The organism is Lunatimonas sp. (assembly GCF_020832325.1).
GTDB lineage: Bacteria > Bacteroidota > Bacteroidia > Cytophagales > Cyclobacteriaceae > Lunatimonas.
This window is the reverse complement of record NZ_JAFIEU010000003.1, coordinates 1-21,952: the sequence shown is the minus strand read 5'-3', so window position 1 is coordinate 21,952 and position 21,952 is coordinate 1. Positions and strand designations below refer to the sequence as shown.

Annotated in this window: 24 protein-coding genes; 20 read left to right on the top strand and 4 right to left on the bottom strand. The window is 46.4% G+C overall.

What is annotated here, in order from left to right:
• The first annotated feature begins 27 nt into the window (after window positions 1-27).
• The 8 genes from JJU34_RS00845 to JJU34_RS00810 all read left to right on the top strand — a co-directional run bounded on the left by JJU34_RS00845 (window position 28) and on the right by JJU34_RS00810 (window position 6,181).
• Window positions 28-519, top strand: coding sequence for a hypothetical protein (locus JJU34_RS00845; protein WP_228690417.1), 492 nt, complete (start codon window positions 28-30; stop codon window positions 517-519).
• Between the two features lie 4 nt (window positions 520-523).
• Window positions 524-1,420 (top strand): 4-hydroxy-tetrahydrodipicolinate synthase, encoded by an 897-nt coding sequence (dapA, locus tag JJU34_RS00840; RefSeq protein WP_228690416.1) that lies wholly within the window; start codon window positions 524-526, stop codon window positions 1,418-1,420.
• A 349-nt stretch (window positions 1,421-1,769) separates the two neighbouring features.
• On the top strand, window positions 1,770-1,994 hold the full coding sequence (locus JJU34_RS00835; protein WP_228690415.1) for a Blp family class II bacteriocin: 225 nt from the start codon (window positions 1,770-1,772) through the stop codon (window positions 1,992-1,994).
• Window positions 1,995-2,038: 44 nt separating this feature from the next.
• Window positions 2,039-2,233, top strand: coding sequence for a hypothetical protein (locus tag JJU34_RS00830; protein WP_228690414.1), 195 nt, complete (start codon window positions 2,039-2,041; stop codon window positions 2,231-2,233).
• Between the two features lie 268 nt (window positions 2,234-2,501).
• Window positions 2,502-3,746: a divalent metal cation transporter gene (locus tag JJU34_RS00825; protein WP_228690413.1), complete on the top strand. Its 1,245-nt coding sequence runs from the start codon at window positions 2,502-2,504 to the stop codon at window positions 3,744-3,746.
• An 88-nt stretch (window positions 3,747-3,834) separates the two neighbouring features.
• Window positions 3,835-4,302, top strand: a complete 468-nt coding sequence (locus JJU34_RS00820) for an ArsR family transcriptional regulator (RefSeq protein WP_228690412.1) — start codon at window positions 3,835-3,837, stop codon at window positions 4,300-4,302.
• A gap of 360 nt (window positions 4,303-4,662) precedes the next feature.
• Complete coding sequence (locus JJU34_RS00815; RefSeq protein WP_228690411.1) at window positions 4,663-4,899, top strand: acyl carrier protein; 237 nt, start codon at window positions 4,663-4,665, stop codon at window positions 4,897-4,899.
• A 145-nt stretch (window positions 4,900-5,044) separates the two neighbouring features.
• Window positions 5,045-6,181: a BamA/TamA family outer membrane protein gene (locus JJU34_RS00810; RefSeq protein WP_228690410.1), complete on the top strand. Its 1,137-nt coding sequence runs from the start codon at window positions 5,045-5,047 to the stop codon at window positions 6,179-6,181.
• Window position 6,182: 1 nt separating this feature from the next.
• Here JJU34_RS00810 and JJU34_RS00805 read toward each other — a convergent pair whose 3' ends face one another.
• The 3 genes from JJU34_RS00805 to recA all read right to left on the bottom strand — a co-directional run bounded on the left by JJU34_RS00805 (window position 6,183) and on the right by recA (window position 9,855).
• Window positions 6,183-7,406: an MFS transporter gene (locus JJU34_RS00805; RefSeq protein WP_228690409.1), complete on the bottom strand. Its 1,224-nt coding sequence runs from the start codon at window positions 7,404-7,406 to the stop codon at window positions 6,183-6,185.
• Between the two features lie 313 nt (window positions 7,407-7,719).
• On the bottom strand, window positions 7,720-8,685 hold the full coding sequence (locus tag JJU34_RS00800) for a calcium/sodium antiporter (protein ID WP_228690408.1): 966 nt from the start codon (window positions 8,683-8,685) through the stop codon (window positions 7,720-7,722).
• 135 nt (window positions 8,686-8,820) lie between these two features.
• Window positions 8,821-9,855 carry a recombinase RecA gene (gene recA, locus JJU34_RS00795; protein ID WP_228690407.1) on the bottom strand — a complete coding sequence of 345 codons (1,035 nt, stop codon included), beginning with the start codon at window positions 9,853-9,855 and terminating at the stop codon, window positions 8,821-8,823.
• Window positions 9,856-10,043: 188 nt separating this feature from the next.
• On the opposite strand from recA, the gene JJU34_RS00790 reads away from it, so the two are divergent.
• From JJU34_RS00790 to JJU34_RS00780, 3 genes are all read left to right on the top strand, one after another.
• Entirely contained in the window at window positions 10,044-10,832 is a 789-nt protein-coding gene (locus JJU34_RS00790) for a DUF3108 domain-containing protein (RefSeq protein WP_228690406.1), read from the top strand.
• A gap of 145 nt (window positions 10,833-10,977) precedes the next feature.
• On the top strand, window positions 10,978-11,667 hold the full coding sequence (locus tag JJU34_RS00785; protein WP_228690405.1) for a response regulator transcription factor: 690 nt from the start codon (window positions 10,978-10,980) through the stop codon (window positions 11,665-11,667).
• A 4-nt stretch (window positions 11,668-11,671) separates the two neighbouring features.
• Window positions 11,672-12,736 (top strand): ATP-binding protein, encoded by a 1,065-nt coding sequence (locus JJU34_RS00780; RefSeq protein ID WP_228690404.1) that lies wholly within the window; start codon window positions 11,672-11,674, stop codon window positions 12,734-12,736.
• Here the strand turns inward: JJU34_RS00780 and JJU34_RS00775 are convergent.
• Window positions 12,733-12,921 (bottom strand): hypothetical protein, encoded by a 189-nt coding sequence (locus JJU34_RS00775; RefSeq protein ID WP_228690403.1) that lies wholly within the window; start codon window positions 12,919-12,921, stop codon window positions 12,733-12,735. The two genes, JJU34_RS00780 and JJU34_RS00775, sit on opposite strands and share 4 nt — an antisense overlap.
• Before the next feature lie 472 nt (window positions 12,922-13,393).
• Between JJU34_RS00775 and JJU34_RS00770 the strand changes: the two genes are divergently transcribed.
• The 9 genes from JJU34_RS00770 to JJU34_RS00730 form a co-directional block, all read left to right on the top strand.
• On the top strand, window positions 13,394-13,903 hold the full coding sequence (locus JJU34_RS00770) for an ArsR family transcriptional regulator (RefSeq protein WP_228690401.1): 510 nt from the start codon (window positions 13,394-13,396) through the stop codon (window positions 13,901-13,903).
• A 416-nt stretch (window positions 13,904-14,319) separates the two neighbouring features.
• Window positions 14,320-14,565: a hypothetical protein gene (locus JJU34_RS00765; protein WP_228690400.1), complete on the top strand. Its 246-nt coding sequence runs from the start codon at window positions 14,320-14,322 to the stop codon at window positions 14,563-14,565.
• On the top strand, window positions 14,562-14,984 hold the full coding sequence (locus tag JJU34_RS00760) for a putative toxin-antitoxin system toxin component, PIN family (RefSeq protein WP_228690399.1): 423 nt from the start codon (window positions 14,562-14,564) through the stop codon (window positions 14,982-14,984). The genes JJU34_RS00765 and JJU34_RS00760 overlap by 4 nt, the downstream gene beginning before the upstream one ends.
• Window positions 14,985-15,919: 935 nt before the next feature.
• A complete protein-coding gene (locus JJU34_RS00755; protein WP_228690397.1) occupies window positions 15,920-16,282 on the top strand; it encodes a hypothetical protein in 363 nt (120 codons plus the stop codon).
• Between the two features lie 57 nt (window positions 16,283-16,339).
• Entirely contained in the window at window positions 16,340-17,263 is a 924-nt protein-coding gene (locus JJU34_RS00750; RefSeq protein ID WP_228690396.1) for a GNAT family N-acetyltransferase, read from the top strand.
• Between the two features lie 185 nt (window positions 17,264-17,448).
• The gene (locus tag JJU34_RS00745; protein ID WP_228690395.1) at window positions 17,449-18,882 is read left to right on the top strand and encodes an MBOAT family O-acyltransferase; all 1,434 of its coding nucleotides are present in this window, start codon (window positions 17,449-17,451) and stop codon (window positions 18,880-18,882) included.
• The gene (locus tag JJU34_RS00740; RefSeq protein ID WP_228690394.1) at window positions 18,883-19,788 is read left to right on the top strand and encodes a hypothetical protein; all 906 of its coding nucleotides are present in this window, start codon (window positions 18,883-18,885) and stop codon (window positions 19,786-19,788) included.
• An 8-nt stretch (window positions 19,789-19,796) separates the two neighbouring features.
• Window positions 19,797-21,584, top strand: coding sequence for an ABC transporter ATP-binding protein (locus JJU34_RS00735; protein WP_228690393.1), 1,788 nt, complete (start codon window positions 19,797-19,799; stop codon window positions 21,582-21,584).
• A gap of 169 nt (window positions 21,585-21,753) precedes the next feature.
• A partial coding sequence (locus JJU34_RS00730; protein ID WP_228690391.1) for a hypothetical protein occupies window positions 21,754-21,952 on the top strand: 199 nt, incomplete at its 3' end.

Sequence of the window (21,952 nt, the reverse complement as noted above, 5' to 3'; positions counted from 1 at the left end):
CCGTTACAAAATGTCAAAACAGTTTTTATGAAATGGATTAGGGAGCACTTTATTAAGAAGGCGTTGGGAAAACCTAGAAAATCGTCAATCAAAAAAAATATTCCCAATTACCAAGACATACAGACGGTGTGCCTTATAGGCCAGCATCCCGGAGAACTCGAAGAAGTCAATGGGTTGTTAAAAGAGGCTTTGGGAAACCACCTAATCATTCACCCCTACTTTTACGACGAGAAATCAGAAGATCCCCGCAGCTTTTCATACAAGGATTTTAGCCTATTTGGCAAACCCGAACAAAAATTAAGGGAATTTCTGACACTTCGCCCAGATTTGATTATTTTTACCCCCGAAAAAGAGAATTTCTTTTCCATCTACCTGTTGCACCTGCAGCCGCAACCCTACGCGATAGGCTTCTACAGCGAACGCTTAAGGCCTTACCTAGATTTGATGTTGGATAAAGAAGGGAAAGACATCCGATCAGCCACTGAACAACTTATAAAATATTTGAAGCAGATTAATTGAGTAAATGAAAAATCTGAAAGGCTCCGGAGTAGCGCTCATTACCCCTTTCCATGCGGATCAATCCATTGATTTTTCCTCATTGGAAAGAACGATATTTCACGTGACGCAGGGAGGCATAGACTATTTGGTCGTATTAGGCACCACGGGCGAATCCGCTACGCTGACAAGGGAGGAGAAACAAGAGGTATTTGCATTTTGCAAAAAAACCAACAACGGCAGACTCCCTTTGGTATTCGGCATTGGCGGCAACTCAACCCAGCAGGTCATCGATGAAATAAACCGTACCGATCTGACGGGGGTGGATGCGATCCTTTCCGTCAGCCCTTACTACAACAAACCTTCTCAGACGGGAATCCTTCAGCATTACCAGGCAGTTGCCGATGCCAGCCCAATACCCATCATTTTGTACAATGTGCCCGGCAGGACCATGTCCAACCTAAGTGCCGAGACCACATTGGAACTTTCCAGGCACCCAAATATCATCGGCATCAAAGAGGCCAGCGGTAACCTGGAGCAATGCATGAAAATTGCCGCCCACAAGGACCCTGACTTTCTGCTAATTTCCGGTGACGATCTCATGACTACGGCCCTACGAAGCATAGGCGCAGAAGGACTGATATCGGTATTGGGCAACGCCTATCCCGAAATCATCGCAACCATTGCTGCTGGCAGCATGGAAACCTCCAAAAACGCTACATTCAGCTTGTTGGACATCAACCCATTGATGTACGAGGAAAGCAATCCGGTAGGTGTAAAAGCACTTATGCACCGACTCGGCATCTGTAGTGATGTCGTACGCCTTCCGCTGGTCTCTGCCAGTGCCGGTCTCAGCGAGCGGATTGCCAAAGCGGCGAGTCAGTTGAATGCCATGATGATGGAAATAACTTCCAAAATCCCTTAGTAAGACAAACCGAGACGGAACCTTTTTAAAATTAATGGGAGGGGCTCCCCTTTTTTTGATATCCTGTTAATGTCTGTTATGCATAAACCCCAACTTATTGGCGTGCCCGGCTAGCAGCTACTCTCTTTGCTTGCGCTGTTTTTCGGGATAACTGGCCACTTCAACGGAACCTTACCTGGAAGGGTGATCTAAATAGGACGTTTCTAGCAGAAGATGCCTTGAGAACAGTCCTCATACTTTTTGCGCCATAATACCCATAAAAAAATTAACCCACTGAAAAAAAATTTCAGTGGCTGGCCTAAAATTTACTCCAAATTTAATTTAAGTTCCAACCCTAAATTCATTTATCATGAAAGAGTTAAGTTTAGAACGTATGGAAAACATCACTGGAGGTTCTGTGAACGTACCTGCATGTGGATTCGCGATTGTGTCTGCCGTTGCTGTTGGCGTTATGATTGCCATGACGCCCGCTACAGGTGGATCTATTTGGGCTGTTGCAGGATACATGTTTGGAGGTTTTGCAAGTGGTTCAAGTCTAGGCGCTGGCATTTATGAATGTGTAAGTAGCTTTTAGATTCACTGAGTAAACCTAATCATATCAATGTAACGAAAACTCTGATGAACAGAAGAAAAATTTTCGTAATTTTTTTTGTGCTTTTCGGATGTGCAGTTGGCATATTGGTTGCCCATGTAGCCAACTCCGGATGGGACGCAGATCGGGACAAAGTACTTCTATTTGCCTTTGGTTCGCTCACGGTTGGCTTGGCTTCGGCAAGTATAGCGTTGTTTTTCCATGAAGCTAATAACGGATAAATCACATTTAGCTACCAAATACAGAAATTTTAGTGCTTTTCGGTAGCAATTTTGAGTATCTCCGTGTTAGTAAGTCAGGGTGCAAAGGTATCCTGCACCCTGAGTATTTTTTATACACGGCTAACTACCTAAAAAAACCAACCTTCCTACGATTGCATTCGATTTCTTCAAAACACGCCAAAAAGTCTTGGTTAGACCCTGTAGGACAATCCGGGATTTTTAGATATTTTCGCTCTGCCGTATTTTCCACCAACCAAGTAGCGAACCATTGTTTACAAAAAATTTCTTTAAAACCCTGGGGCCGGGTATACTCTTTGCGAGCACAGCTATTGGCGTATCCCACTTGGTGCAGAGTACTCGTGCAGGGGCAGAATATGGATTTGCCTTGGTTGGCTTTATCTTGGCGGCCAATCTCTTCAAATGGCCAAGCTTCGAGTTTGGAACCCGGTATGCGGCAGCCACGGGACGCTCCTTGATAGACGGCTATCAAAAACTGAACCCCGTCTATTCATTCCTATACCTGCTGATCAACCTGCTCTCCATGTTTTTTGTAAATGCTGCAGTTACATTTGTTGCTGCGGGTTTTTTGCAAAATCTTTTGGGAATATCCATAGCACCGACCTATTTCTACCTGCCTACGCTGGTGCTGTTCTTGTTCTCATTTGTATTTCTTGCATTGGGTCGCTATTCCTTACTGGATAGCGGCATCAAGGTGATAGGAACCTTTATGCTAGTCACCACCTTGGCTGCTTTTGCCATTGCACTGTTCAAAGGTCCTGAGGCACCGTTGGTGTACCAGCCATTCGGGCAGCTTGTTACCTCCAAATCCATTCCCTTCATCATCGCGTTGATGGGATGGATGCCTTCAGCCATTGATTCCTCTACATGGAACAGCCTATGGACAATAGAGCGTACTCGGCAAACGGGCTACCAACCTAGTATACGGGAGGCTGTAGGTGAGTTCAACCTTGGATTTTGGACTTCCGCAACGCTCTCACTCTGCTTCGTGGTACTGGGTGCATTCCTCCTGTTCGGAACTGGAAATTCGTTGCCTGACAACAACGTGGGCTTCGCTACTGGTATCGTAAACCTGTATGCTACCAACTTGGGGAAATGGACCTTTCCGATCATCGCGGGCGCTGGATTTACCATCATGCTGGGCACCTGCATTGGCGTCATGGACGGCTATGCACGATCCACTGCGAGGGTCGTTTCCGTAATCCGAAGCCGACCCGAAAGCAAAAGGGCCTATCTATTCTGGCTTAGCCTCATTGCCATGGGAGGATTTCTGGTGATTGGCGTTTTTTTTCAATCGTTCAATCAATTGATAGGAATTGCCACCACCATTTCCTTTTTGGTAGCACCTTTTATCGCCATCTTAAATTATCGCCTGATTTTTAGCGCTCATTTGGAGGAATCCCAAAAACCCGGAGGCCCCATGAAGTGGCTGGCAATCGCAGGCATCGCCTTCCTCTCTTTATTTTCCCTCGCTATGGTGTACATAGGGTGGTAAAAAAACAAAGAAAATTGGTTCACTTTTTTGTGAACAAACAAAACCTTTCTATCTTTGCGGCGTTATAACGGTATAATCAAAGCTATCCATGTCAGAAATCCTATCCGAAAAAAAGAAAGAACTGATTGAGAAAATCGGGGTCTTCCACGAACAGCGGGGCATGCAACCATTGATGGGTCGGATATTGGGCTTATTGATGGTGTTGGATGAGGCGGAGGCTACCTTTGAAGAAATTGTAGACTACCTGAATGTCAGCAAAAGTGCCGTTAGCAATGCATTAAATTTCATGCAGATCCAAAACAAGGTAAAATACAAGACCAAGCCCGGCGAGCGGAAGCGGTATTTTTACCTAAAAGTAGAGGATTGGGAAAGCGACATGCAACATCAAATTGGAGACATCACGCAGGCAACCCACTTTTTGCAGGAAGTGATTGACGTTAGAAAACAAGCAAACCCATCATTCACCTGTCACCTCCAAGAAGTCTGTGCTTTTTTGGAGTACATAAAAACCAAAATTCCCAGTCTTTTCGAAGGGTTTCGAAAGCAAAAGAGCTAAAAAAATTTTCCATTTTTAGTTCTTTTAATACAGAACATATTTAACAAACTATTCTAAACTAATTTAACTTTATGTCACGAATTTGTATGACTGCGTTGGCGTACCTTATGACGCTGTCCATGTTCCTTTCTGCCCAGCAGATGGGCCAAGGCCCGTTGACGCTGAAAGAGAGCGTTGAAATCGGCGTTTAAGCTAACTGAAAACGTCTAGAATATACCATTTGTGATGTATGGAATGACCGTGAAAAAACTACGCTTAAAGCGTGTTGATAATTTTGGGCATTCCCTATCTACCGACTGACAGGCATCCGACCTTCGGCGGGGAACATGTTCTAACTATTGAAAAAATAATTGTAGATATATGAAACGCGTAACAACCTATCGAAAAATCATTGAGGTGTTTAGACTCTACGGCATCAACTTAGCCGGCAAAAGAAAATTTGACCATTTCTACCGGGATCTTAAAATGGACCGGGTGTTTGTGAACGGGCTGGTTTTCGATCTGGAATTGGCTACCCTCAAGGAGCTGAACGAAGACGAAGTATTTACCTTGGAGGCACCTGCACAGGTGATCCGAAAGCTGGTGGAAGCTGCTTGATGAAATTGGGGGCAAAGGGAGATTTTTGAGTTAATTTGGTTGTTCATAGTGAGATCCCTTTAGCCCCCAATATTTTTCCACCCTAGGTTTCATAATCTGGAAAACACCCATTGCTTAAACCATTTATTCAACTGCTCTGACACACATGAGGCCATTTCTGGCGGCAACCCTGTTGCTGCTTACCTACACAATACCCGCTCAGGCACAGCAAGTCAACAGACTGAAGTCCTACCTGAACTCCTTTATCCGAGACACTGCCGATATTTCCAGACCACAGGTGCTGGTATATCCCACGTTGGGCTATAGTCCGGAAACCAACACAGAAATTGGCCTTAGCGGACTGCTTTTGTACTATCACGGTAGGGATACCACCAACCGCCTCAGCGAAATTACGGCCAGAACCTTTTACACCTTGGAAAACCAATACGGTGCCTTCTTGGATCATGCGCTGTACAGCAATCACAACCACTGGTTTCTCTTGGGCAACATCCGGTACCAAAGCTTTCCAGTTTCATTTTATGGGGTCGGGATATCCACCAGCCTCTCCGACGAGCAGACCGTCAGTGCCCAACAATTATTGATCAGAGAGCGCATACTCCGAAAGGTTAAGGGCAACTTCTACGCAGGTATCAACCTGGACTATAACTTGACCACAGATGTGGGATTTTCCAATCCTCAGCCTCAACCCGAACCAACCCGCCTATATGGACAGGATGGATTTCAAAACCTGGGCATTGGATTGGGGTTGGTACTGGACACCCGTCACAATGTGTTAAATGTACGGGACGGCTACTTTATAGAGCTTGCACTCATCAACTCCACCGCTGCGCTGCTCAGCGACTACGACTTCCAATACATCAACGTAGATACGCGGTATTTCGAAACGGTCAGAAAAAATCAAGTATTGGCCATGCAGCTGGTAGGTCAGTTTAGCTGGGGAGAGGTCCCCTTCAACCAACTGCCCCAAATCGGAGGGCCGTTTCTAATGCGCGGCTACTACCAAGGGCGATTTAGAGACCGGCACCTACTGGCAACACAGCTGGAGTACCGATTTCTTCCGCTCCCAATAGGATTTACCGACCGCCTAGGAGCCGTGGCCTTCGCCTCGGCGGGGACCGTTTACAGTGATATTTCCGCTGTGGAGTTTAGGCACCTCAAGGGAGCAGCCGGCGCCGGCCTGCGGTTTTTACTGTTTCCGAAAAAAGACATCTTTCTACGGGCAGATTACGCCATCACCCGGGAAGGAGGCGGGTTTTATGTATATATCGGGGAGGCGTTTTAAGCTAATGCGAACCTTTAGGTAACGTAGATGGAACATCCGTATCCACCACTTTGATCTGTCGGATAAGTGGAATACACAGCAAACTAATAACCACGGCCCCATAGCCGATTAGCTCAAAATTAACAAGCTCACCGTCTACTCCCTCGGCTAAAATCAACCCGCCCAAAAAGGATGCGACCCCCGCACTCAGTTGCTGTACCGCCGAGTTAAAACTCAGAAAGCTCCCTCTATTTTCAGGCTTTGCCGTACCCGTGATCAATGCCGCCGCCGGCACCATCCGTCCGTTTGAGGTTACGAAAAACAGCGTTGAAATCATCAATACATACACTATAGGTGTATTCCCCAACTGGGTAATCACTGCTATGGGAATCACGTTTAAAGCCATAAAAACGGTAAAAACCTGAATTTTCCCATATTTATCGGTGAGCCGACCTACCCAAGGAGAGGTAAACACCGTAAAGGCTCCTCCAGCCATGTAGATATAAGTAAGCTGCAGCTCCGTAAAACCAACATTGGCTACCATAAAGGGACTGAGAAATGGAATAATCGCAAACTGTCCCAACATCATCAATACCGTTAGTCCGATGGCTTTCATTTGATTTGAATTACCGGTAACCCGGCGGATCACCTGTACAGGTGTGGGTTTGTCGGTTCCCTGCTGGAGGTGTCCGCTCATCGACGGTACAAACCGAAAAATCATCCAAAGAATAATCAGGGATAGCAATGCAAGAAAAACAAATGGCGCATGCCAGCTCGAAAGGCTGGCAATAAACAACCCAAAAGGCACCCCAAATACCGAAGCGACCGAAAAAGCCGCCATGATCAGCCCCATGGCACTACCTCTCCGGTAATCGGGAATCGCGTCACCTACCACCGCCAACACCAATGCGGAGGTTAGCCCTCCAAACAGACCCGACACGATGCGGCTGCCCAACAAGATCCCATAGTTGGGCGCAAGGGCACACGCAATCGTACCAAGTAAAAACCCAGAAAAAACCCCTAGAAGCATGGTCTTGCGGTCGTATTTATCCAGAAAAAAAGCCCCCAAAAAACTGCTCAAGCCAGCGCTAAAAGTGTAAGAGGACACCAAGAGGCCAAATTCTTTGGGCGATACCTCAAAAATCCGCATCAGTTGGGGCCCCAGCGGCATGATGATCATGAAATCCAAAATATGGGTGAAATTGATCGCCGCAAGCGTCCAAAGCAACAGTTTTTCTTTATGCATAAGTCTGATGGGATTTTTTAAAACCTACTTCCCGAAAGGAAAGTTCTTTTCGGGCATCGACACTGCAGTCCAAATCGGCCAAAGATGCTCGAGGTTATTAACTAGTAGATGGGAAACAAAAATCCACATCACGATCCATTTATATAAAGATTAACTATAGAAAACTCGCAAAGCTCGCTATTCCGCATCATCACTAAAAATCGCTCTGGGCGTAGTTTGCAACTACCCCCAGCCAGGACACATCTTTACACTGTTTCGCGCAGCATAGATCTATTCTATATCTGTGAAATAATAATGAATACGGGTGCATGCATCACATGGAAACTACCAGATCCTGCCTAATCAGGTAAACTGTGTAAGCCACATAAAAGAATAATAAAACTCCACCCTCCCATCGGTCCAAAACCCTCCTTTTTCCAGCTCGCATAGCGAAGAGTAAAAAGACTGTTCCCCCGATTAAAATGTAAAGATCCAAGTTGAATTTTGGGTTATATGCTATGGGACTTATCAGGCTGCTAAGTGAAAGGATTAAGAGAATATTAAAAATATTGGAACCGATGACGTTACCGATAGCAATATCGCTGTTCTTCTTTGCCGCAGCCACCAACGAAGTCACCAACTCCGGCAGGGAAGTACCAGCTGCCACGATCGTAAGTCCGATAATCTTTTCACTGACCCCCAGTTCATGGGCGATTGCGACACTGTTCGTAACCACCAGATGTCCGCCCAAAATCAAACCAGCTAAGCCTACGATCACCAACCCCCATGTTTTTCTACCCGTTACGGGCGGTGCCCCCTTCAAAACCTGGGGGTCATTTTTCATCTGATTAAACACGTAATAGAGAAAAAATACGAATAAAACCAACATAAGCGCCCCATCCAACCGGCTCGCATAGCTGGACCCACCAAACTTAAAATCATTGAGTAAGAAAATTAGCAGTATCGCTACGAAAAGTGAAATAGGGATTTCTTTCCAGGCGGTTGAGGACTGCACTTTCACCGGATAAATCAATGCTGCCAACCCAAGGATAATAAATAAATTGAAATTATTGCTGCCAATGATATTACCAAGCACAATATCCGAGTAGCCGTTGAAAGAAGCGATTATATTCACTACCAATTCCGGTGCAGACGTGCCGAATGCCACAATCGTCAGTCCAATGGCCAGGTCCGAAACCCGGTACTTTTTGGCAATAGCAGAGGCACCATCCACCATCCAATTTGCTCCATAGATGAGCGACAAAAACCCAAGCACAACGAGTACTAGCTGGATAACCATACCACTTTATTTTTTAAGTGAAATTAGGTGTTTTACACCAAAATTTTCAGATGTGTCAAATGAGATGACAAAAAAAAACTGCCCTTTCGAGACAGTCTTTTTTTTGCTGGAACAATGGCTAATTTGAAGCACGAGTTACTCTTGGGATTTAGCGCCCTTCTTGCCTTCCGCCAACTTCAACCCAGCCTTTTCCTTGATCTTGGCTTCCAACTCCTCCATCAGCTCTGGATTATCCAGTATCAGTGTTTTTACCGCATCGCGGCCCTGACCCAGCTTGTTGCCTTCGTAGGAAAACCAAGACCCCGCTTTCTTGATGATCTCAAATTCCACTCCCAAGTCGATGATTTCACCCACCTTGGATATGCCCTCTCCATACATGATGTCAAACTCTACCACCTTAAACGGAGGCGACACCTTATTTTTCACCACCTTTACCTTTGTCCGGTTGCCCAGAATATTATCTGGGCCCTCTTTGATCTGCCCGATGCGCCGAATGTCCAGGCGTACCGAAGCGTAAAATTTCAGGGCATTGCCACCCGTAGTAGTTTCCGGATTGCCAAACATCACACCGATTTTATCCCGGAGCTGATTGATAAAGATACAAGCACAGCCCGTCTTATTGATGGCACCGGTGAGTTTACGCAGGGCCTGGGACATCAGCCGGGCTTGAAGTCCCATTTTGCTATCTCCCATCTCCCCTTCCAGTTCCCCTTTGGGCACCAGGGCCGCTACGGAATCGATCACGATGATATCAATGGCTCCGGACCGAATTAAGTGCTCGGCAATTTCCAACGCCTGCTCGCCGTTGTCCGGCTGGGATATCAGCAGATTTTCCGTATCAATGCCTAGCTTCTCCGCATACGCTTTGTCAAAAGCGTGTTCTGCATCGATAAAAGCCGCCATTCCACCGGCTTTTTGCGCCTCCGCAATGCAGTGCATGGAAAGGGTGGTTTTACCAGATGATTCGGGACCGTATATTTCTGTGACCCTGCCTCTGGGGATACCTCCGATGCCCAAGGCCATGTCCAACCCTAGGGAACCCGTGGATATCGCCGGGATGTCCAAAACCACGTTGTCGCTCAGCTTCATCACGGTGCCTTTGCCGTAGGTTTTTTCCAGTTTGTCCAGGGTAAGTTGTAGGGCTTTCAGTTTTTCAGGATTACCACTCATAGTTCATTCAAGAGTAAAAGTTTGTCTAAAATAATCATGTGAAAGTACGCATTCACCGGCTCAATACCAACAAAGCATAACCATTGTTTTCCGAATCCGTTCTACTATCTTTGGCCGCTTGCGGATCCTTGGAAGCTTCAAAGATGGTATGGGATTTGAAGTTAGCTTACCGAATCAAACCGTGTAACATGCAGCTAAAGGCAAAAATAGCGCTATTTTTCATCTTTCTCTCCTTTGCATTTCCAGACTCACAGCCAGTCCGGAAAAATCAGGCCTTTACTCAGGGAGAGGAACTCACCTTCAAGGTGAAATTTTTGCTCTTCAATGCTGCGGAAGCCAAGATGATCATCCACGACAACATCCACTACATCCAAAACCGGCCCACCTATAAGATCGATGTATTTGGTCGTACCCTGAGCATTTTCCGCCTCTTTTACGTACAGGACAACTGGGGCACTTACCTCGATACAGCCAAGATCATCCCCTACCGTTCCTACCGCCACATCGAAGAAGGCAACTACCGAAAGCACGAGGTGATCGACTTCCACCACGAACGCAACGAGGCCCAGGTAAAACTTTTCGATCGGGAAAACGAAAAGGTGGTGGAAACCAACACCTTCCGCATCCCCTCCCAGATTCAGGACATCGTCAGTGGATACTACCTGATGCGTACCATGGATTTTACCGGATTGAAGAAGGGGCAAAACATTACCATTCGCGGTTTTTTTGACAAGAAAATATATAACCTAAACTTAACATACGAGGGCATGCAGCGGCTCAGTACCAAAATCGGAAGCTACAACACCCATATTTTCTCACCAGAAATGCCCAAAAACAAACTCTTCAGTGGGGACCGGCCCATCAAAGTCTGGATCACCGATGATGCCAACCGCATTCCCGTCCGGATCAAGGCCAATCTGGTAGTCGGTTCCCTAGACATGGAGATCACTGAAGCGGTTGGTCTACGAAATCCCTGATTTAATAATTTCTTAACACGGTGGATATCAAGAAGCACGGTGTTACCACCCCAAGGCAGTAAAACCCAAAAGATGGGCGATTCTTTTTGCGGATTTATTAACTTTGCGGAAAATCGTAACCGGCACATCGGGTAGCTGACAAACCATGAGCGAAAAACGCAAACAGAAAGTCCTAGTAGTAGATGATGAACAGGACATCACGGATATCCTCACCTACAACTTGGAGAAAGAGGGGTACGAGGTAGAAACAGCTAATAACGGCATTCTAGCAGTAAAAAAAGCACTGAGTTTCCTCCCCGATGTGATCCTGCTGGACATCATGATGCCCCAACAGGACGGGGTAGAAACCTGCCGCCAACTGCGTGAAATCCCCGAGTTGCAAAACACCTTTATCATTTTTCTTACGGCACGGTCTGAAGAGTACTCCGAAGTGGCTGCCTTTGACGTGGGTGCAGATGACTACATCAACAAACCCATCAAACCAAGGGCTTTGCTCAGCCGCATTTCTGCGCTGTTTAGACGCGAAATCAAAAAAGAGCAGGATGTCTCCCGCATACAGGTGCGCGATTTGGTGATTGACCGGAGCAGCTACACGGTGATTCAGGCTGGCAAAACGATCATTCTTCCAAAAAAGGAGTTTGAGTTGCTCTACTTTTTAGCCAAGAGCCCCAACACGGTCTTTAGCCGGGACGAGCTGCTCCAAAACATATGGGGCTCGGACGTGTTCGTACTCGCCCGTACGGTGGATGTGCACATCCGTAAGGTACGGGAAAAAATCGGAGACGATTACATTACCACCGTCAAGGGTGTAGGATACAAGTTTGATGTAAGCTAACAGGATGTTCAATCATTCCAAAGGCATCGCGCTGCTATTGGCACTAGGCATCACCACCCTGGTGCTGGCCTCCCTTTCCCTACTGGAAGAAACCACCCCTACCCTGCTTACCGTCGCAGCATCGGTCACCTTTGTTGCCTCGTACCTACTGATATACATTATTTTGCATTTTTTTATTTTTGAAGAGATTAGCCATATCTACCGGGTATTGGAAAAAATTCAGAAAAAAAACCCTGGGCTCATCCGCACCAAGCGGGGGGGCAGATTCCTAAGCCCTCTACAAAACCTACAGGGAACCATCGACGCCTTCGCGACCGCCAAAAACCGGGAAATCGAAGTGCTGCAACAAAACGAAACCTTCCGTCGGGAATTTATCGCCGACATCTCCCACGAACTTAAAACGCCCATTTTTGCCGCGCAGGGCTATATACACACGCTGTTGGACGGGGCCGTCGAAGATTTGAACGTGCGGGACAAGTTCCTCCGCCGGGCTGCCAAAAGCCTGAACAACCTCGAACTACTGGTACTGGATCTAATTACCCTCAATCAGATGGAAAGCGGCGTGGTTAAGTTCACCTTTACCGAGTTTGACCTCAAAGACACCGTACAAGAAGTGCTGGAGCAACTGGAGGATAAGGCCAACCGCCGGAACATTCAGGTCAAGCTTCAAGTCGAACCAGGCACTCGCTACCTCACGATGGCTGACAAAGAGAAAATTTTTCGGGTGATCCAAAACCTCGTTTCCAACGCCATCAAATACAACCGGGACGAAGGAAAAGTAACCGTGCAGCTCAAGACTCTCAAAAACCGCATCCGGATCAAAATAAAGGATGAAGGCAAAGGGATTCCTCCCGACGACCTGAAGCGCATCTTTGAACGCTTTTACCGGGTAGAAAAAAGCCGCTCCCGGGAACAGGGAGGTACCGGACTGGGCCTGGCCATCGTGAAACACATCTTAGAAGGCCACAAAACCAAGATTTCAGTGGCCTCGGTGGTGGGTCAGGGATCCGTGTTCAGCTTTGACCTGCCCCTGCACGGTAAGGAAGAAGCTTCCAAACCAAAAAGCTAGGCCTTGTCCGCTTCGTTCTGTAACTGCCTAAACCGTCGGTAAAACAATCCGGTCGAGATCGCCAAACTGATAGCGGTGAGCACCATGGGCCATTGCGGGTCACGGACCAACAGCATCAGGCAGATCAATAAACTAGCGAAACTAAGGCCCGACGTTGTGAAGTAAAACCAAGGATTTTTTAGCATGGGCAAGAGGATTTTTATGTTCAAAGAAACCATTGGTACGTAGCAATGAAGGTTCAAATTTAGCCGAACTCACTGAAATTTCATTTCAGTGGTCGAGTGATAAAACGCCAAACCGTCTGACGGTGAACACTCGAACGCACATGCCTGAAAGATGGTCATCAACCGTCTGACGGTTCCTGCATAATTGCTGTTTCTGCCTTGGGGCTGAAAACCGTCTGACGGTTAACCTACGAAAGTACATATCTGAACGGTATTCATAAAACCGTCTGACGGTTTGCGCAGGACGGTTTAGTGACAACAGCATAAATTTTTTCTCCCTTTCTTGCTATTCTGCATACAACGAGTAAATTTGTTACTCATGCGACTTGGTTTGGCTGGGACCCGCGGGGCGAAGCCGTGCAAGGCCGGCAACGGCTTACCTCTTCCCATACAGGCATTTGCATTTTGAATCGTTCTTTTCCTCTTTCCTCCCTTGTTAGATTCCCTGATTACCTCCAAGACCCGCATCAAGCTGCTGGTGAAATTCTTCTCCAGTGAAGGCAATGTGGGGTACCTCCGCGGACTGGCCGAGGAATTTCAGGAATCTACCAACTCGGTGCGCGTGGAACTCAACCGCCTAAGTGAAGCCGGACTGCTGACCTCCGGCGAAAACGGAAAAACAAAGCTCTACCGCGCCAACGAAACCCACCCCTTTTACCGGGAGCTGCGCAACATGGTGAGTAAGTTTCTGGGACTGGATCAGCTGGTAGAGCAGATTGTACTGCGTATGGGCCCCGTAGAGAAAGCCTACGTGGTGGGTGACTACGCCCGGGGCATTGATTCGGGCACCATAGAAATGATCTTGGTAGGACGTGCGTTGGATCTGGAGTATCTCGACTTTCTGGCCAATAAAACCTACGAAAAGATACAGCGCAAAGTGTCCGTCACCGTGACAGAACAAGATCCGGAGGAGGTAGAGGGGTTTTTGGTGTATGGAGTATGAAATGATATATGCCTTCGGCGATACTAAAACGATATAGGCTTCGCGATATTTTTAAAAGATATAAGCTTCGCGATATAGGTGGATATATGCCTTCGGCGAAATATTTGGGTTGTGGTAATGAGATTAGTATCTGTTCGATTTTTTGGTTTTGGTAACGATGTAGGGTCGCAAATTTTGCGAATCTCACATCTTATGTCTAACGTCTTATATCTCTAGGTATGCCTTCGGCGATATATTGGGTTACATTCCGGAAAGTAAGGTCGCTTCGAGTTTTTGGTTTAGGAAAGGATGTAGGATCGTAAATTCCGCAAATCTCACATCTTATGTCTAACGTCTAACATCTCTCAGACACCTGCAGTCCAATCAAACCCTCCTAATATATAAATCGTTAGAAACTTTGTAAAGCCAATTGCACCATGGAGACACCTAAAACAACACAGCCACCATTAAGCAACCTACAACGGGAGCTTCTAGGCCTTTTTGCGAAGGAAGTCCCTGAAAAAGACTTGATCGCCATCAAAGAGCTATTAGGAAAGTATTTTGCCGAAAAGGCAATGGATCTGGCAGATGACTTTTGGGGTACCAAAGGTTGGTCAGACGAAAAGGCTGACCAAATTCTGGACACTAAACTCCGGACACCTTACGAGGACACCAATTTGTGAAAATTGTTTTAGACACAAATATTTTACTTGTTTCAATTTCGAGAAAATCGGCTCATCACTGGATTTTCAAGAGTCTGGTGGACGGCCACTTTACCCTGTGTGTGACGACCGACATTCTCTCAGAATATGCAGAAATAATTGAGGAGCACATGAACAAGGATATTGCGGATGCAGTGCTTCTGGCCTTGCTGGAATTGTCAAATGTGGAGAAGACGGAAGTTTATTTTAAGTGGAATCTGCTAGGCGATAAGGACGATAATAAGTTTTGTGATTGTGTGGTAGCAGGAGGTGCTAACTATTTGGTAACGCAAGACAAAGATTTTAGCGTATTGGCAAATACTCCGTTCCCAAAGGTATCCGTACTATCGCTTTCCCAATTTAAAGCTGTTCTCGCAGAACAAAAGAGTACAGAAGCTTAACCGACTAACCATGGGCTTGCCTAATTCAAATGTCGCTTAAATTAGACCTTAGGTCTTTTTTCTCAGGAAATTGGCGTCGTTTAGGATTCATAAAAAGGGATATAAAATGATATATGCTGCGCGATATACGTGGATATATGCCTTCGGCGAAATATTGGGTTACGTTTGTGAGGTTGAGATTGCTTCGGATTTGTGGTTTAGGAAAGGATGTAGGATCGTAAATTCCGCAAATCTCACATCTTATGTCTAACGTCTAACATCTCTGAAATATGCCTTCGGCGAGATATGGAAATGGTATATGCTTCGCGATATTTTTAAAGGATATAAGCTTTGCGATATTTTTAAGGGATATAAGCTTCGCGATATACACTTCGTGATATATGCCTTCGGCGATATATTGGGTTACGTTTGTGAGGTTAGGAGTGCTACGGATTTGTGGTTTAGGAAAGGATGTAGGATGGTAAGTTTTGCGAGTCTTAAATCTTATGTCTAACGTCTCACGTCTCTGAAATATGCCTTCGGCGATACTAAAATGATATAAGCTTCGCGATATTCGTAGATATATGCCTGCGGCGAAATATTAGGTTACGATCGGGAAAGTAGGATTGCTTCGGATTCGGGGTTTTGGAAAGGATGTAGGATGGTAAATTTTGCGAGTCTTAAATCTTATGTCTAACGTCTTATATCTCCCTTCTCATTGTCTAACATCTCCTGGAAAACGACCCCGAAGGCGGTCGCATATGTATAGCCCCGGGTGCAAACCCGGGGCATAGGAACCCACCCCAATTCTGTTTTGGCCAAAGGTGCAGCCAATAGGGCATACCAATTACCGCCAAAACCCATTAACGGTAAAAGGGGCATACCTGCGAAGCGCAATGGCAAAACGAGGGTAACATCGAAATGAAACCTCTTCGATATTCAGGCAATTCGCTTAGTTGCGCAGCGCTAGACATCTCCGGGTTCTGGCGGAAGAGGGAGGGCACCATGAACATTCCCGCGGCCAAAACGGGGGGGGTACAATTTCATTCCTAAACTCCCATTTGGTGATCGGCATACATGGCTCGGGAATGATCCTGCCCAGCAGCTTGGCCGCCGCCTTTATCAATATTGTACCTCGCTATAAGATCGTCCATATCGCCGAGGAAACGGCCCTAGTACATGTGCCGCATAAGCTGCAGCAGTACCTGGGCAGATACGTAGATGAGCACGCATCCCCTGAACTTTTGGCATCACATGCCGTCAGTATGTGGCAGGGTACACCGCTGAAATGGCAAGCTTCTTTTGCACAATATGACTAGATATTGACCCTAACCACAACAAAAGAAAATGTTCGCACCGCTCCTTATCATGCTGGAATGTATACCCTTTGGAATACGCTGGTTGAAAGCAGTACCAACGGAACCTTTCTGCACCACAGGGATTTTATGGGCTACCACGGCCAACGGTTTGTCGATGCGTCACTGCTGATCTATTTGGGCGACAGGCCTGTCGCGGTATTTCCGGCCGAGCGGGACGGAGATGCCGTGTATGCACACCGTGGCCTAACCTATGCGGGATGGATTCTAGCCGAAAACCTGCCTAGCGAAGAACTTAAAAACGTGGTGGCCGCTACCCTACGTCACTATCAGCACCTGGGTGTACAAATGCTGGAAATTCGGTCCGTACCTGACTGCTTTGCCTCGTTTCCACAGCGGAATTTGGTGGAAGTCTGCCTGCATTCCGGGGGAAAAATCACTGCCCGGCCCATTCATCAGGCTACTCCCCTCCCCCATACAATCACGGATCGGGGCAAGGTCTGGGGCCGGAAAAAGGCCCTGGCGAAAGGGCTTTCTGTTAAAGTAAGCGAAGATTGGAGCCATTTTTGGCAGCAAATCCTTACCCCCAACCTGCTAAGGAGGCACGGGGTCACTCCTACGCACACCTTGGCCGAGATAACACACCTGCGGGCAAAATTTACGAATCAGATACGCCTGCACGGCGTGTATGCGGGGGAAGAAATGCTGGGAGGGGCCGTGGTGTTCGACACCAAACGATGTGCGCATCTGCAATATACCACAGCTACTGAGGTAGGAAAATCGCTTCGATGCTTGGATCTGCTGATGGGAGTATTGGTAGAGCAGGTATATGGCCACCGGGATTATTTCAACTTTGGCGTGTCCCATATACCGGCTACCGGAAAGATCAATACCGGCCTATCACAATGGAAGGAGAGTTTGGGAGCAAAACATGTCTTTAGCTATCAAGTACGATTTAATTGTTTAGATAGTTGGACCAACTAACCGAACCACTACGTTGAGTATTCTTCTAATCCCTTCTTGGTACCCGGATGGGGAATACTTTATAAACGGGATATTCTAAAGGAACAAGCCATAGCTCATGCAGAAAGGTATGCAGAACACACCATAGGGGTGAGCTTATGGAGGCACAAAAGGAAAAAGATCCTTTATTTGTTTAATAGGCATGTATGTTATTTAATTCCTTAGAATACTTAATTTTTCTACCAATCGTTTTTGGAATCTATTGGTTGATTTTTCGAAAATATCGAAATGCCCAAAATATATTACTTCTTGTTGCATCTTATTTTTTTTATGGATTCTGGGATTGGCGGTTTTTAATCTTAATTGCAGTAAGCTCTCTAATCGATTACCTATGCGGGTTACGATTAGAGAAAGTAAAATCAAGAACACAGCGAAAGTGGTTGCTATGGACCAGCATCATCACTAATCTTAGTATCTTAGGCTTCTTCAAGTATTTTAATTTCTTCCTTCAGTCAGCTACCGAGTTATTAACATATATTGGATTACAGGTCAACCCGGGAAGCCTTCAAATCATCCTTCCGATTGGGATCAGTTTTTATACGTTCCAATCGATGAGCTACACAATTGATATATACCGAAGGAAATCAACTGCCACAAAAGACCCCATTACATTCTTTGCCTATGTAGCGTTCTTTCCCCAATTAGTAGCTGGGCCAATTGAGAGAGCCTCTCACCTCTTGCCGCAGTTTGCAAGAAACAGAAAACTTGACTATGTAAGTATTTCTTTTGGGTTGAAGTTAATTCTATGGGGACTGTTTAAAAAAATGGTTGTCGCCGATAACTGTGCTCCAATAGTTGACTGGACCTTCAAGAATTACCAGGAGCTCAATTCCTGGCAGCTGCTATATGGTCTGGTCTTGGTACAGATGCAGATATATGCTGACTTTTCAGGCTATTGTGACATTGCCATCGGATCCGCTGCACTACTCGGCTTCAGCTTAAAACGTAATTTCGAAACTCCAATTTTCTCAACGAATGTTATCGAATACTGGCGACGATGGCATATAAGCTTATATACTTGGTTCAGAGATTATGTCTATTTTCCGCTGGGAGGTAACCGCCAAGGCAAGGTGAAACAAGTTAGAAACGTATTCTTGGTATTCTTGATATCCTCCCTATGGCATGGCGCTGGCTGGAATTTCTTTGTGTGGGGGCTGGTCAATTTTATTTTCATGCTTCCTGTAATAACGCAGTCAAACGCTTCTGGTCAAACTCCGGCTTACACTAAAACCGCTATAATGAAGGAAATTGCTAAAATGGTTTCCGTCTTTCTCGCAATCAGTTTTTCTAAAGTGTTTTTCAGAGCGGAAAATCTAAGCCATTCCTTCCAGTACCTCTATGCCTCCGTGACAAATTGGAGCAGCTTTCTGCCTTTTACCTCAGCTCAGGTTTGGCTAGCGACTGGTTTTGCCATTATTCAGATAATCATTGAATGGAGAGGGAAGAATTATCTCAATAATTTAGAGGGAGTCCTTTCAAGGACAAGTCGTGCTCAACGATGGATGGTATACTATGCGCTAACCTTTTCAATAATTTTTATTGGGGGCAGCAAAAGAGAATTCTATTATTTTCAATTTTAGATGAAAAAAGGACTTATTGACTTTTCTTTGTTTATCGTTCCGATATTCTTATTCCTAGTGGGAATGGAGGTTTCATTAAGAAGCCTGCCCAATTCATACTCTTACAAAATGAGTTGGATGCAAGCTTACGGAAATAAAGTAGAGCTGCTGATTTTGGGCAATTCACAAAGCTATTTCGGTATTCAGCCAGCTGTTTTTGACTTAAAAGCCTTTAATCTTTCACATGTTTCACAAATGCCCCAGCATGATCTAGAACTATGGAATACCTTTAAACACGACCTCCGCAATATCAAGTGGGTTATTGTTCCTCTACCTTTTTCGATGCCCTACGATTTACATGGTGATCTACGTTTTACAAATAAGAACTATGTAATCTATTACGGCCTTACAAATCGTCTAAGTTGGCAGCATACACTTGAACTTACATCGTTGCCGATGAGATCTAATTTTAAGCGGCTTTTTGAGGGATTTGCCTTCCATACTCAAGATCACCCCACCGATTCCTTAGGATTTGGAAAAGGATATGAGCCAGCAAATAGCAGAGATCTAAAGGAAACAAGCATAATAGCGGCAAAGCGCCATGCCTTCGGGAATGTAAATACTGATAACCTACGGGCTTTCAATGAACTGTTAACCGAGATTCACGCCTCAAACATTAATATTTTGGTAATTACGCTTCCGCTTTCTGAGGAATACCGGGCGCAAATTCCAAAACAAGCTATCGATTTGCTGCACGAGACCGCTATAAATCTGGAAAAGAACTTTCATAGGCTAATGTATTTAGACTGGTCTTCCAACCCTAGCTTTACTTCCAAAGACTTTTACGATAGCGATCATTTAAATAGTGATGGTGCTGAAAAATTAAGTACTTTATTAAGTGGCTTCATTAGATCCTCAAACATTTAATACTCTTTATGCCCCCCTCCCTCTTCAAAAAATACTTTACTTACTTCCGATTTTTCTACGGCTTTTTAAAGCACCGCCTGATTGTGGCCTTTGCGTTGAGCATGGGGGTGGGGTTGATGGACGGATTGGGGCTGACCATGTTTATCCCCCTGCTCCAACTGATCGACGGCGGAGAAGGATCCACCGAAGGACTGGGCAGATTGTCCTTTTTAGTGGAGGGGCTGCAAGGCTTGGGGATTCCCTTTACCTTGGTACCCGTACTACTACTAATGGTCCTGTTTTTTGTAGCTAAAGGTGTGTTTCGCTTTATGGAATCCTACTACCGGGTACGCATGCGCCGCTACTTTATTCAGCGCCTGCGCTTTCAGACCATCGACCGCCTGTCGGACCTGAGCTACAAAACCTTTGTGCTCTCCGATTCGGGCAGGATCCAAAATACCGTTAGCGGGGAAATGGAACGGGTAGTGGCTGCCTGGGGCGCCTACCGAAATGTTCTTCAGTCCGGTGCCATGGTGCTGGTCTATATGCTCCTCGCACTTTCGGTCAATGTGCAATTTTCCATCCTGGTGGCATTGGGCGCCCTTGCTATCAATGCGCTCTATGCCAAGCTTTACAAACGGACCAAGTCCCTTTCGCGACAGGTCACCAACCTAAACCATTTCTTTCAAGGCTTTCTTATTCAGCAGGTAGCCTATTTCAAATACCTCAAGGCTACCGGCAAACAACGCGCCTATGGGCGTAAGATGAAGGATAAAATCGTGGAAATCGAAAACAGCCACCACACCATGGGCTTTATCGGTTCTGCCATCGAAGCACTGAAGGAACCCCTAGTAGTGATCATCGTGGTGGGGGTCATCCTGCTGGAGGTATTGGTCTTGGGAGGCAGCTTTTCTGCCATTATCCTCAGCCTCTTGTTCTTCTACAGGGCGCTCACTTTCCTGATTTCCTTCCAGTCCAATTGGAATGCCCTTTTGACCATGCAGGGGTCTTTGGTTAATTTGATGGAGTTTTTGGAAGAACTCAAAGCGGGACAGGACCGGGACGGCAAGCTACCCCTGCCGGCATTCCAGCAATCCATCCGCTTTGACGGGGTATCCTTTGCCTACCAAAACCTACCGGTGCTTCGGGACATCCAACTTGAACTGCCCCGCAACCAAACCCTGGCCCTGGTAGGGGAAAGTGGATCCGGTAAAACCACCTTAATGAACCTCATTGCCGGTCTTGCCCTCCCGGATCAGGGAGAAATCTACGTAGACGGCATACCCATGCACGACCTGAATCGGGCCAGTTACCAATCCCGTATCGGGTATATCACGCAGGAGCCGGTCATATTCAGCGACACCGTCTTTAACAATGTCAGCTTTTGGGACCGCGATACGCCCGAAAACCGACTCCGCGTGCAGCAGGCACTGGAAAAAGCGGCGGTATGGACCTTTGTATCCAGTCTGGAACGGGGCATGGATTCTCCTTTGGGCAGCGGAGGCATCTTGGTCAGTGGAGGACAGAAGCAGCGAATCTCCATCGCCCGGGAACTGTACAAAGAAGTGGATATTCTGCTAATGGACGAGGCCACTTCGGCCTTGGATTCCGAAACCGAGCGGGCCATACAGGATAATATCGAAAACCTAAAGGGCAACTACACGATCGTCATGATCGCCCACCGTCTTTCCACGGTCAAACACGCCGACCGCATCCTGGTGATGCAGGCTGGAGAGATCATTCACAGCGGTTCCTTCGACGAACTGATCTCCCATTCGGGGGCTTTTCAGAAGATGGTGGCCTTGCAGGAGTTTTGATATTTCCAGCATGGGCCGAAAGAATCGGGTATGGAGTTGGAGATAGGGGTTAGTTTTGGGTAGTTGATGGGAGATATAGTTGATATATAGCCTGCGGCTGAAACAAAGTGGAAATAGGGCCTGTGGCTGAAATACTTTTGAAATATGGCCTTCGGCCGAAATAAGGCCTATGGCCGAGATTAACCCGTCATTGCGAGGAGCGAGCGACGAAGCAATCTCTACACCTATCTTGAGATTGCCACGGCTTGAAATCGACTCATTCTCCGATGTACACATGGAAACCGAAGATTACGTAATAAACCATCTTCGGTTCTCACCAAGCCTCGCAATGACGGGCGAAAACCGTCCTCGTCATTGCGAGGAGGTAC